Source organism: Methylocaldum sp. GT1BB, assembly GCF_051027545.1.
Taxonomy (GTDB): domain Bacteria; phylum Pseudomonadota; class Gammaproteobacteria; order Methylococcales; family Methylococcaceae; genus Methylocaldum.
Map to the genome: position 1 here is coordinate 2,617,352 of NZ_CP194902.1, position 11,675 is coordinate 2,629,026.

Sequence of the window (11,675 nt, forward strand, 5' to 3'; positions counted from 1 at the left end):
TCTCGAGCGGTGGAGCGCATGAAGGGGTGGCAAGATGAGGAGGCATTGCCACCCCTCTTATTATCTTGGCACACCGTGAAAAGCATCGCTCATGCTGAAACTGGAAATAAAATGGGGTACATCGTTCCGCTTGGAATCCATTCCATTGCGCAATGCTGTCTGAGGCGGTTCGAAAAAGCATGACCGTTTCACGCGGAGACTTTTTTCAGACCTGGAAATAAGCCGAGCTGCACGAGAACTACGCATACTCGGCATCGCACGAGCCCGCCGTCCGCGAATTGAGATGCCTGCCGGCATCCTCTATTCTTAGCGACTTTAATGAAATTAGCCGATTCGTGCTCAATAAGACGATAACCGGCGGGCGGAGATGTGAACCTAATCCAGCAATTGTTATTGACGGTCGGCCTGGGTTTGATGGCTGTTTCGGTTAAGGGAAGCGATCTGGGCCTGAGCGACGAACCTTTATTAAAAGAATTTCATTTGGCGGATTTCGACGGTAAGGCGGACGAAGCCGCCTTATTGAGCGATTGGAAGATCATAGTGGAGCGACAACCGGCCAGCATGGCGTTTCGGCTGGGCGAAGACCGAACAAACGGTGTTTCGGGGAAGTCCCTCCAGGTGAGATACGCCTTGCCGCCGTCGGCCGATTCGGTGGATCTCCCGGAAACCAGCGGCGAGTTCAGCGCGTCGCTGAATTTGAACTCGCTGGATGCGGCGGACTACGATCATTTGAGGTTCTGGGTCAAGGGAGATCCGGCCGAGGGTTTCAACCCCGAGTTCGAGGTGCAGTTTCGCCGTCCGGAACCGGCAGGGAGCGGGATGAAGGAAGTCGGCAGCTTTATGGTGAGCGGTATTACCGATCAATGGAAACAGGTCGTCGTGCCTTTGAATTACATGATCGGCATCAAGGACTGGAGCCAATTGTCTTCCTTCGTCATTACTTTTTCGCCGCGCGAGATGCGCGTCCATAATGGGGCCTATTGGATCGACGATATCGCGCTGATCAAAACCGGCAAACCGGGGCCCGGCACCGGCGATCTAGTCATCGCCGAAAAGAAGAAAGCCTGGGAAGACGCTTTAGGCGGCGAAGCGGCGGCGCGTCCCAAACTGCGGGAGCGACTGGCCGGCTGGCCCGCTACGCCCTTGATCGACGGCAAAACCCTGCCTGCCGACGAGCGGGAATTTCTCCGCCGCATCGCGCAGGATACCTGGCGCGGCCTCGACGCTTTGACCGACAAGCTGCACGGTTTGCCGCTGGATCGCGTGCATTTCGGCAACGGCTCCGTCGATCTCTCGGTTTCGAAAATCGGCGATTACACTAGCGTCACCAATATCGGTTTTCATTTTCTAGCGGTGGTTGCCGCTCACGAGCTCGGATTCATTACCCGCGAGCAGGCGCTGGAACGGCTCGCGGCGACGCTCGCGACCTTGGAAGTTCTGGAAACCTATCGGGGCTTTTATTTCAATTACTACAACACCACGACACTGGAGCGTACCAGCAATTTCGTCTCGTTCGTGGATTCGTCCTGGCTGACGGCGGGTCTCGTCGTTGCGCGGCAGACGTTTCCGGAGTTCGCTGCCCGTTGCACGCGGCTGATCGAAAACGGCAACTACCGTTTTTTTTACGATCCCGACCATAAGCTCATGTCCCACGGGTATTATGTGAACATGGCCTTGCGGTCGACCTTCCATTACGGGGTGTTTTACGCCGAATCCCGCATCGGAAGCTTGATCGCCATCGGCAAGGGCGATGTTCCCGAGGAACACTGGTTCAGGATGGCGCGCACCCTGCCGGCGGAATTCGATTGGCAGTCGCTTACGCCTCTGGAGCGCACGGAGAAGAGCGTGAACGGTTTTCGCTGGATCGGCGGCTATTACCAATGGCGGGATTACCGCTATGTGCCTTCGTGGGGAGGCAGTTTGTTCGAGGCGCTGATGCCGGCGCTGGTGCTGGATGAAGCGCAGCACGCACCGGGCAGCCTCGGCTACAACGGCAAAGTGCATACCGACATACAGCGGGCATACGCGCTGGAGTCGCTCGGTTATCCGGTCTGGGGCATGTCGCCCAGTTCTACTCCGGGCGCGGACCGTTATTCGGAGTACGGGGTAAAGTTTCTCGGTGCGGCGGGCTACGGCGAGGGCGTGGTAACGCCTCATGCGGCGGCCCTGGCCCTGCTCACCGAACCCTCCGAAGCGGCGGTCAATTTGCGGAAACTGATCGAACTTTATCCCATTTACGGCGATTTCGGATTCTACGACGCGGTGAATCCGGTGACGGGCGAAGTGGCGTACAACTATCTGTGCCTGAATCAGGCGATGATTCTCGTGGCTCTGGCGGACCATCTCGCCGACCATGCGGTGCAGAAGCGCTTCGCGGCCGATCCGATCGTACAACGGGCCTTGCCCCTGATCGGCTTCGAGAAGTTCGTCGATCAGGCGCCTTGACCGTGGCATCGACAGCGAAGCTTATCCGCACCTTCGATCGCGGCGCAGCGCGCCGAAACGTCCATCATCCACTTTAGGCCTGTCGAGGATGGCCAGCGTCGAATTCGAGCACGTCGATAAAACCTATCCGAATGGCCATCGGGCCATTTCCGACCTGAGTCTCCGCATCGAGGACGGCGAGCTGATGGTTTTCGTCGGTCCCTCGGGTTGCGGCAAATCCACCCTGCTGAGACTGCTCGCGGGACTCGAGGAGATCACCGGGGGAATCATAAGAATCGGCGACCGCGTGGCGAACGAGCTCAGTCCGCAGCAGCGGAATATCGCCATGGTGTTCCAGGATTATGCCTTGTACCCGACCATGACTGTGCGCGGCAATCTCGAATTTCCCTTGAAGATGCGGAAGCTCTCCAAGGAGGAAATCAGACGGCGGGTAGGCTGGGCCGCGGACATGCTCGGATTGGGGGATGTCATGGACCGCCTGCCCAAGCAGCTTTCCGGCGGCCAGCGTCAGCGTGTCGCCATGGGGCGGGCGCTGGTGCGGGAGCCGACGGTGTTCTTGCTCGACGAACCGCTATCGAATCTCGATGCGAAGCTGCGCACTCAGGTTCGGGCGGAAATCGGCGATCTGCAGCGGCGCACGGGCGCGACCATGATCTATGTCACTCACGACCAGGTGGAGGCCATGACCTTGGGGCAGCGTATCGCCGTGCTGGATCAAGGCCGCATTCAGCAGGTGGCCAATCCCAAGGAACTGTATGAGCATCCGGCGAATGCCTTCGTCGCGGGATTTATCGGCAACCCGCCGATGAATTTGTTTACCGCGGAATTGCGAAAGGACTTAGACGGACGCTTGCAACTCTTGGTCAACGGACAAGCCCTCCTGGTGTTGCCCGACAAGTGCGCGGCAAGCCTTCGCGACCGCGGCTTGCCGGTAACCGCGGGTTTTCGCCCGGAAGCCGTGCGTTTGTCGGAAGAGGGCGGAAACGGCTTTCCGGCCGTAGTCGTCAACGCGGAATACCTGGGCCACGAGACTTTGCTTCACTTTCGTCCCGGACGCGCCAGCGATCAACTGTCGGATGCGCCGGTCTGGACGGCAAGACTGCCCGGATTGCATCTCTTCTCCAAGGATGAGGCCGTTCGTTTGACGGTATCGCCGGATCAAATTTACTTGTTCGATTAGCTGAACGAACGGGATAAGCGCCTGTCGGATATTTATTCGCCGCCGGCTTTATCTATAAAGTAGCTGCCACGCCTAAGCCGGGGTAGTCATGATCGACTGGAAACAACCGGCATTTTTTCTTGAACTGCTGGTCATTCTGACCAGTTCGCTGGTCAGTGTCGTCGTTTTTCGGCGTTTCCGCATTCCGGACATTCTGGCTTATCTATTCGCCGGCGCCGTGATTGGGCCTTATGCGCTGGGCCTGGTGAAAGACGACGCGAATATCCGTCTCTTCTCCGATCTGGGCGTCACCTTCCTGCTATTCGATCTGGGGCTCGAATTCTCCCTGCCCAGGCTGCTCGTTCTGCGCCGGTCGGTGTTCGGCTTGGGGGTATTGCAACTGACCCTTACGATCGCCGTAATGTCCGGCGTCCTGATCTGGTTCGGCGGTTATTCGTCCGCCGCCTCTCTGGTGATCGCCGGTGCGCTGACGGTGTCGTCGACCGCGATCATCGTGCGGGAATTAAATGAGCTGAGACTCATCAATCGGCACCACGCCCAGCTGTCCATAAGCGTTTCGATTCTTCAGGATCTCGCCGCCGTAATTCTTTTGATACTCATTCCGGCGCTCGCCGTTACCCCCGATCAACCGGTTTACCGGCAAATCGCGTGGACTCTCGGATCGAGTCTGCTCTTGGGAGGTTTTCTTCTCGGCGTGGCGCGATGGGTGTTGCCGCACGTTTTCTATGAGATCACCAAGATTCAATCCGAAGAAATCTTCGTGCTGACGACTCTGGTAATCGTATTGCTCTCCGGTTGGCTGATGAGTGCCTTTGGCCTATCGATGGCGCTCGGCGCCTTCATCATCGGGGTCATGCTGGGCGAGAGCGAATTCCGCCATCAGGTCGAGATGAGCATACGGCCGTTCCGCGATATCTTGATGGGACTGTTTTTCGCGAGTCTCGGCATGAAGCTCGACATCGGGCTGTTGAGCGGCGAGTGGTCCATGCTCCTGATCGGTACCGCCTTGGCGGTACTGGGCAAATGGGCCATCACAGTCGCATCGGCTCTGATCGTCGGCGAATCCTTCCCCACCGCCTGCAAGGCCGGGCTGCTGTTGGCTCAGGTGAGCGAGTTCGGTTTCGCCCTGATCGCCTTGGCCACCGAAGTGGGCATACTCGCCACGGACACCAGTTCACGGGTGCTTTTGATTGCCTGGGCCACTATGGTTTTGAGTCCCGTGCTGATCCGCTACAACTTCGAAATCAGCGAAGCTCTGGCCGGAATGGCAGGGCAGCGGTTCTCGGCGCGCGACAGAGAGAGTGAGCATGTCCCGCCGGATTTGAGCGATCACGTGATCCTTGCCGGTTATGGTAGGGTCGGGCAAATGATCGGGAGATTTTTGCGGACCAACCAGATTCCGTTCATCGCGATGGATATCGACAGCGAGCAGGTCAAAAAAGGGCGTAAGGACGGCGAGTTGGTGATTTACGGGAGTTGTGAGCGGATCGAGCTGCTCGAGCGTTGCCACATCGCCCGCGCGCGCCTGGCGATTCTAACCTTCAAATCGCTTAAGGAAGCCCAGCGAGCGGTTTCGAAAATACGCTCCTCGGGTTATGCGCTGCCCGTCATCGTCAGGACCCAGCACCACAGCGATTACACCGGCTTGATCATGGCCGGCGCCAATCACGTGGTGCCCGAGATGTTCGAGGCCAGCCTGCTGATTGCGGCGGAAGTTCTGACCATGCTCGGTTTTTCAAAAGGCGAGGTCGAGGAGCAAATCGACGCCGAGCGGAAGCGCCATAGGCATTTGAGGTGGACTAGTAGGCTCGGATGACGAAGGATCCCGCCATTTCCGCGAAAATGCCCGGTTTCGTTTCTCAACCCAACTTACATGTTGGGCTCACGACACGCTCCGGAGGAAAAGAAGGCGTTATCTTTCTCGAGCATTTGTGTGACGTGGTCCGGAAGTCCGCTGACGCCGGTTTTAAAAGCGTAGGACGCTAACGATTGGCGATGCCGTGCGGTACGTGGCCGGTGGCGACGTGGAGGCAGGCGGATTCGCAATGGCCTTTTTGGTCGTCGAAAAAAATGTCCGCGCCGAACGCCCGCAGAAACGGGCCTTTATCCATCCCGCCCAGAAACAGCGCTTCGTCGATGCGGATGTTCCAGGCGCGCAAGGTACGGACCACCCGTTCGTGGGCGGGAGCCGCGCGGGCCGTTACGAGAGCGGTCCGGATCGGCGACTGGTCCGGGCCGAACAGGGTCTGAATTTGGTGGAGCGCGGCCAGAAAGGCCTTGAACGGGCCGCCGGAGAGCGGATTTCGCGCCTCGGTAATTTCATTCTCAGTAAACGCTTGCAGCCCGTCGGAGCGATAGATGCGCTCCGATTCGTCGGAAAACAGCACGGCATCGCCGTCGAAAGCGATCCTCAGTTGCTCGGATTCGTTCGCGGACTTGCTGGCCGACATGATGGTCGCCGCCGCGTATCCGGCATCCAAGGCCTTGGCCACGTCCTCCGCGTTCGCGGAGAGAAACAGGTGCGCGCCGAAAGCCGCGATGTAATTGAAAGGCGATTGGCCGCTGGTGAACGCCGCGCGACAGATATCGAGTTCATGATGCCGAATCGAGTTGAAAACCCGGAGTCCGGTATCCGCGCTATTGCGCGACAGCAGGATGACCTCGACCATCGGGGCGGCCAATACCCGGTTCAGTGCCAGGAGTTTCTTGACCAGCGAAAAAGCCACGCCCGGCGCCAAGACGCTGTCTTCGTGTTCGACCTGGTACCGGCAGAAGGCTTCTTTGCCGTCCTGTTCGAAAATAGCGTGGGATTCGTCCAAGTCGAATAGTGCTCTGGACGAGATGGCCACGACCAGTTTCTTATCCTGTTTGGTAAGCTTGGCTGTCAAATCTGGAAGGCTGGTCACGTCGCGAAAAAATCCATAGAAAAATAATTCGTAACGTCAATGCGGGCACTAATAGCAATCTGAGGGGTCTTAGCTGCTGTTTTGCGGTCTGTTGCTTCGCCCAGCCGAGGGAGCTTCGAAAAGCCGTTTGGTTAAGCGATCAATATATACATTTTTTTTCTGCTGCCGCAAAATCTGTCCTCCTTTTATGAACGTGCCAAAATTATTCAATTATCAATTTACCTAAGACTATAACAAAGCGTCAGCCATGAAAGATTTATTGCGTAGCAAGTATTCACTTCTTTTCTTATTCCTCTTCATCATCCTGCTTTATGTCCTTTTGGACAAAGCAGTGCTTCCTTTCGTGATGAAAGTGGTCGAATCGGATGTGTTCTTTGAGCAAGAAACGGAAGAAGAACAGTTGGGTAACGTCAAAAATGAACGTACCGACTTCGCGCTGATGCACTGCAAAAATTCGATGAAAGAAGAGGGTATGTTGCCTGAAAATGCCGACTTTCTCGACGCCAAGTACGATGCGTGGGCCTTGGGCAATCGAACCTACATCATTCGTTCAGGCATCAGGGTGGTCGATCCCGAGAAGGGACAGATGGAGAGGAAGTTTGCTTGCAAAATCCGTTTGGTCGAGAACGACCCGACGGATTTCAAGAATTGGTCGATTCTGGGTATCGATTTCCACTCGGAAGACGAGGAGGAATAAGTACCCGGCCGGGGTTTCCGGAAAATCCGTAGTGGCGGATTAAAGATCCGGCGGAAAAACGCCGGATCTTTAATCCGGATCTGAGTAGCCCGTCGGCGTCGGCATTAACCCGGCGGCCAGCTCATCGGGCGTCCGCCGAGAACGTGGAGGTGGAGGTGGTAGACCTCTTGGCCGGAATCCCCTCGGCAATTGATGACCGTGCGGTAGCCCGATTCCGCGATGCCTTCGGATCGGGCGACTTTCCTGGCCGCTTGCAGTAGCTCGGAAGCCAATACCGAGTCGGCCTCGGGCAGATCGTCGAGAGTCGGGATGTGCCGCTTCGGTATGACCAGCACATGAACCGGCGCACGCGGCCGAATATCCCGAAACGCCAGCACGTGATCGTTCTCGTATACCACCGCAGGCTTGATGTCGCCGGCGACCATCTTGCAAAACAGACAATCCGTCATCGTTTCCTCCGCTGGGTCTAACCTAGAAACGGGAATAGTAAGGCTGGACAGTCGGAATCCCTAGGGCTTTTCTACACCATCAAAGCGGTCAACTGCCGTCTCGAGGTTCAAAAGTCTTTGCGGCCGTCGAACGCATGTGCCAAGGTGGCGCCGTCGACGTATTCCAGTTCGCCGCCGAAGGGTACGCCGTAGGCTATGCGGGTCGTCCGAACTCCGTTCTTCCTCGCCATCTCGCTGATGTAGTGAGCTGTGGCTTCTCCTTCCACCGTGGTATTGGTGGCTAGGATGATTTCCGCGACTTCGCCCGACCTCAACCGCTGTTCCAACAAATCGAGGCGCAACTCCTCCGGGCCGATGCCATCCAGCGGAGAAAGCCTTCCGTTGAGCACGAAAAAGAGACCCTTGAATCCGGTTGCCTGACTGATTGCATAAACCTCGGCAGGCGTTTCTACGATGCACAACTGCGTTCTGTCGCGATTGGGACTGGCGCAGATATTACACAGTTCGCCTTCGGTCAAGGTGCGGCATAGCGCGCAATGTCCGATTTTTTCGAGAGCGGAAAGCAGGGATTCGGCGAGACTCCGCGCGCCTTGCCGGTCGCGCTGAAGAAGATAGAACGTCATCCGCTGGGCCGATTTCGGACCCACGCCCGGCAGGCAGCGCAGGGCTTGCATCAATTGGGACAAGGCCCCGGTCTTTGGCATTGGCGATAGAGCGGTCGAATGTTAGGGCAGGACTCGTTCAAAACGGAAGTTTGAATCCGGCGGGCAGCTCGATACCGCCGGTTAAAGCCGACATTTTTTCCTGTTTGAGGCGATTGACCCGGTTTACCGCGTCATTTACGGCGGCGGCGACCAAGTCTTCCAACATGTCGCGATCGTCTCTTACCAGACTTTCGTCGATGCTGACCTTTTTCACTTCCTTTTTGCCGTTCATGACGACCTTGACCAGTCCGCCGCCCGATTCGCCTTGAACTTCCAAAGCGGCTAATTCCTCCTGGGCCTTCTGCAGGTTTTCCTGCATCTTCTGCGCCTGCTGCATGAGATTGGCGAGCGGGTTTTTCATGGGATTCTCCGTCAGTCAATGGGTTTGGTGGAACCTGGGATGATACGGGCGTCGAAACGCTCTTTCAGTGCCCTGATGTTCTCGTCTTGCTCTATTTCGATTTCCGCGGTCCGCTGGCGTTCCTCTTTTTCGCGTTGAATCAGCGAAGCAGGCGTTTCCCGTCCGGGCGCCTCGATTTTGATCGTCAGTTTCAAAGGACTTCGGAAATAATCCCTCAGAGCCTTTTCCAGGTTGGCCTCCACCCGGCTGACGCGGAGGTGAGCATGTTGTGGATCGAGCACCAGGATACAGGATTTTTCGTCCAGGTCTTGCAATACGCAATTGTTCGCCAGTTCGCGAGTCAGTCCGGCGACGCCCATCGCCTGGATCAGTCCGTGCCAGTCATGGCTCGATCCGATTCGAGACGCGGGCGGCGCAGGAGCTGTTCCGATCTCGGTCTTAATCGGTTCGGGAGCAGGCTCGGCTTCGACCTGAGTCGGCATGGAGACGGGGCTGGCGTCGAGCGGACGAGCAATTTTCGGCGGATCGGTTTTCCGTGGGGGAGCCGCGTCGACGGCACTCCGCAGGTCCGCAGATTTCGTCGCCGGACGAAAGGCCAGCATGCGCAGCATCACCATTTCGAAACCCGAGCGCGGATCGGGGGCGAGCGGCAAGTCCCGCTGTCCGATCAAGCCGATCTGATAAAACAGCTGCAAATCCTCTGCGCCGATCCGTTGTGCGAGATTCAAAATCAGGTCGGCGTCGTCCTCCCGCTTGATCGCCTCGGGAATCCATTGGGCGAGCGATGCATGGTGCAGGATGATCAGGATTTGTTGCAGCACGTCGGCGAAATTCGGCGTGTGCTCCGCCATCTGCTCGATGTGCCGGAGCAAGGTTGCGGCATCGCCTTCGGCCAGTGCCGAAAGAAGCTCGAAGACCGGATGCCTCGCCACGGTGCCCAGCATCAGGCTGACTTCGGCTTCCCTGAGCCGGCCGCCGCCGTGGACGATTGCCTGATCGAGAAGACTCAGCCCGTCGCGCATGGAGCCTTCCGCGGCACGGGCTAGCAGCTTCACGGCGGCGGCCTCGTATTCGATGCTCTCGCGCCTTAGGATTTCTTCCATCTGGGCGCGAATCTGATCCGGCGTCAGCCGCTTCAAATTGAATTGCAGGCATCGCGACAGCACCGTGACCGGAATTTTCTGCGGATCGGTCGTGGCCAGCAGGAATTTGATGTGGGGCGGCGGTTCTTCAAGCGTCTTGAGCAGGGCATTGAAGCTATGCCCCGAAAGCATGTGCACTTCGTCGATCAAGTAGACCTTGTACCGCCCCTGGTTGGGGGCGTACTGCACGTTTTCGAGCAGGTCGCGGGTATCTTCGACTTTGGTGCGCGAAGCGGCATCCACTTCGATCAAATCGACGAAGCGGCCTTCGTCCACTTCGCGGCAGATCACGCACTCGCCGCACGGGTCGTAAGTTTTTCGATCCTCGCAATTGAGCGCCTTGGCCAGGATTCGAGCGATGGTGGTTTTGCCGACGCCGCGGGTGCCGGTGAAGAGATAGGCATGGTGCATACGGTCGAATTCGAGCGCGTGGGTCAACGCTCGGACCACATGCTCCTGGCCTACGATTTCGCTAAAAGTGCGGGGTCGCCATTTCCGGGCTAGGGCCTGATACGGCATTCTGGGTTTGTGCACGCTATCGACCGGGATGAATGAATTAGGGCGGCAAGCCGCGCCAGCCGCACCTCGGCACACGAATCCGCTGCTACCGCTGCTCCCTTCCGGGCCTGACGGGGTTTACAGCGTATCGTTGCGAGGGGACCGACGCGACTCGCCATTGAACTCGAAGACCCGGCCATGTCCTATGGCGGGGCTGAAGAGAACGTATTATCGTCGATTAAGAGTCCGGCTTCAAGGCTATATAACGTTTGTCTCAAGCGGTCTTCCGGCGTAGGTGTCTCCGTTTGTGACGAACAGACGACAGCAGCGACAGCAGAATGAACCCCATCCCGGTCAGTCCGGTTATCACTTCGGACACTTCGACGACCATGCTGGCCAGCATCAGGAGGGCCAGCGCGCCTATGGCGTAGTGGGCGCCGTGTTCGAGGAACAGGTATTCGTCCAGGGTGCGCTTGTGAACCAGGAAAACCGTGAGGCTGCGCACGAACATCGCGCCTATGGTCAGGCCCAGCATGATGATCACGACGTCCTTGGATAATGCGAAAGCGCCGATGACGCCGTCGAAAGAGAAAGACAGATCGAGTATTTCCAGATAAAGAAAGGACATGAAGCCGGCTTTGTGTGCCGTGTGTTCGGCGGCTTTCGGGGTTTCGAAAAGGGCGGACAGACTTTTTACCAGGACGAATAGGATGACGCCGGCCAATCCGGCGATCAGGGCGTCCAGGCGCTCTTCGTGCGGCAGATAGTGTTGAGCGGTCAAAAGAGCCGTGAGCGCGGTGATGACCTCGATCGATTCCAGTTTGCCCAGGCGCGACAAGCGGCGTTCGACCCAGCCCAGCCAGTGCAGCGTTCTTTCCGATTCGAACAGAAAGCTGAAAAACACGAGCAGCAGGTACATGCCGCCGAACGCGGAAATCTGTATGTGCGCGGACGTGATGTGACGGGCGTACTCGTCGCTTTCTCGGAAAGCCATGATCACCACATCCTGTAGGCTGTGCCCGGTGATGACGGCGACGATCAGGATGGGCAGGAGAAAACGGGCCCCGAATACGGCGATAACCATGCCCCAGGTGAGAAAACGCCTCTGCCAGCGCGGGGTCATTTTTTTCAGTACCGAGGCGTTGACCACGGCATTGTCGAACGAAAGGCTGACCTCCATCACGCTCAAAATGCCCGCCAGGAAGAGACCGGCCAGTCCGGCCCAGTAGTAAGCGGTCGATAAGCCGATCAGCAAAATCAAGAACGAAAACAAGAAATACCGCACAAAAAACT

Annotated in this window: 10 protein-coding genes and 1 other RNA gene; 4 read left to right on the plus strand and 7 right to left on the minus strand. The window is 57.5% G+C overall.

Annotated features, from left to right (window positions below; translation table 11 throughout):
• Positions 1-369: 369 nt before the first annotated feature.
• From ACR2TX_RS13130 to ACR2TX_RS13140, 3 genes are all read left to right on the plus strand, one after another.
• The gene (locus ACR2TX_RS13130; protein ID WP_434132367.1) at positions 370-2,445 is read left to right on the plus strand and encodes a glucoamylase family protein; all 2,076 of its coding nucleotides are present in this window, start codon (positions 370-372) and stop codon (positions 2,443-2,445) included.
• Between the two features lie 88 nt (positions 2,446-2,533).
• The gene (locus ACR2TX_RS13135; RefSeq protein WP_086135323.1) at positions 2,534-3,625 is read left to right on the plus strand and encodes an ABC transporter ATP-binding protein; all 1,092 of its coding nucleotides are present in this window, start codon (positions 2,534-2,536) and stop codon (positions 3,623-3,625) included.
• An 88-nt stretch (positions 3,626-3,713) separates the two neighbouring features.
• Complete coding sequence (locus tag ACR2TX_RS13140; RefSeq protein ID WP_434132370.1) at positions 3,714-5,441, plus strand: cation:proton antiporter; 1,728 nt, start codon at positions 3,714-3,716, stop codon at positions 5,439-5,441.
• A gap of 166 nt (positions 5,442-5,607) precedes the next feature.
• Here the strand turns inward: ACR2TX_RS13140 and ACR2TX_RS13145 are convergent, their stop codons facing one another.
• Positions 5,608-6,531, minus strand: coding sequence for a 5'-nucleotidase (locus ACR2TX_RS13145; protein WP_240502422.1), 924 nt, complete (start codon positions 6,529-6,531; stop codon positions 5,608-5,610).
• A 247-nt stretch (positions 6,532-6,778) separates the two neighbouring features.
• Between ACR2TX_RS13145 and ACR2TX_RS13150 the strand changes: the two genes are divergently transcribed.
• Positions 6,779-7,228 carry a hypothetical protein gene (locus ACR2TX_RS13150; protein WP_240502423.1) on the plus strand — a complete coding sequence of 150 codons (450 nt, stop codon included), beginning with the start codon at positions 6,779-6,781 and terminating at the stop codon, positions 7,226-7,228.
• A 104-nt stretch (positions 7,229-7,332) separates the two neighbouring features.
• Here ACR2TX_RS13150 and ACR2TX_RS13155 read toward each other — a convergent pair whose 3' ends face one another.
• The 6 genes from ACR2TX_RS13155 to ACR2TX_RS13180 all read right to left on the minus strand — a co-directional run bounded on the left by ACR2TX_RS13155 (position 7,333) and on the right by ACR2TX_RS13180 (position 11,667).
• Complete coding sequence (locus ACR2TX_RS13155) at positions 7,333-7,677, minus strand: HIT domain-containing protein (protein WP_133716663.1); 345 nt, start codon at positions 7,675-7,677, stop codon at positions 7,333-7,335.
• Between the two features lie 107 nt (positions 7,678-7,784).
• Entirely contained in the window at positions 7,785-8,381 is a 597-nt protein-coding gene (recR, locus tag ACR2TX_RS13160; protein ID WP_077728958.1) for a recombination mediator RecR, read from the minus strand.
• 37 nt (positions 8,382-8,418) lie between these two features.
• A complete protein-coding gene (locus tag ACR2TX_RS13165; protein ID WP_077728959.1) occupies positions 8,419-8,742 on the minus strand; it encodes a YbaB/EbfC family nucleoid-associated protein in 324 nt (107 codons plus the stop codon).
• Between the two features lie 11 nt (positions 8,743-8,753).
• The gene (dnaX, locus tag ACR2TX_RS13170; protein WP_077728960.1) at positions 8,754-10,403 is read right to left on the minus strand and encodes a DNA polymerase III subunit gamma/tau; all 1,650 of its coding nucleotides are present in this window, start codon (positions 10,401-10,403) and stop codon (positions 8,754-8,756) included.
• A 50-nt stretch (positions 10,404-10,453) separates the two neighbouring features.
• Positions 10,454-10,550, minus strand: an RNA gene (gene ffs, locus ACR2TX_RS13175) — signal recognition particle sRNA small type.
• A 106-nt stretch (positions 10,551-10,656) separates the two neighbouring features.
• Positions 10,657-11,667: a DUF475 domain-containing protein gene (locus tag ACR2TX_RS13180; protein WP_077729113.1), complete on the minus strand. Its 1,011-nt coding sequence runs from the start codon at positions 11,665-11,667 to the stop codon at positions 10,657-10,659.
• Between the last annotated feature and the right edge of the window lie 8 nt (positions 11,668-11,675).

Excerpts from the sequence above, each read along its gene's own strand:
- ACR2TX_RS13135 (WP_086135323.1), top strand. The coding sequence starts at position 2,534 with ATGGCCAGCGTCGAATTCGAGCACGTCGATAAAACCTATCCGAATGGC.
- ACR2TX_RS13140 (WP_434132370.1), top strand. The coding sequence starts at position 3,714 with ATGATCGACTGGAAACAACCGGCATTTTTTCTTGAACTGCTGGTCATT.
- ACR2TX_RS13150 (WP_240502423.1), top strand. The coding sequence starts at position 6,779 with ATGAAAGATTTATTGCGTAGCAAGTATTCACTTCTTTTCTTATTCCTC.
- ACR2TX_RS13155 (WP_133716663.1), bottom strand. The coding sequence starts at position 7,677 with ATGACGGATTGTCTGTTTTGCAAGATGGTCGCCGGCGACATCAAGCCT.
- recR (WP_077728958.1), bottom strand. The coding sequence starts at position 8,381 with ATGCCAAAGACCGGGGCCTTGTCCCAATTGATGCAAGCCCTGCGCTGC.
- ACR2TX_RS13165 (WP_077728959.1), bottom strand. The coding sequence starts at position 8,742 with ATGAAAAACCCGCTCGCCAATCTCATGCAGCAGGCGCAGAAGATGCAG.
- dnaX (WP_077728960.1), bottom strand. The coding sequence starts at position 10,403 with ATGCCGTATCAGGCCCTAGCCCGGAAATGGCGACCCCGCACTTTTAGC.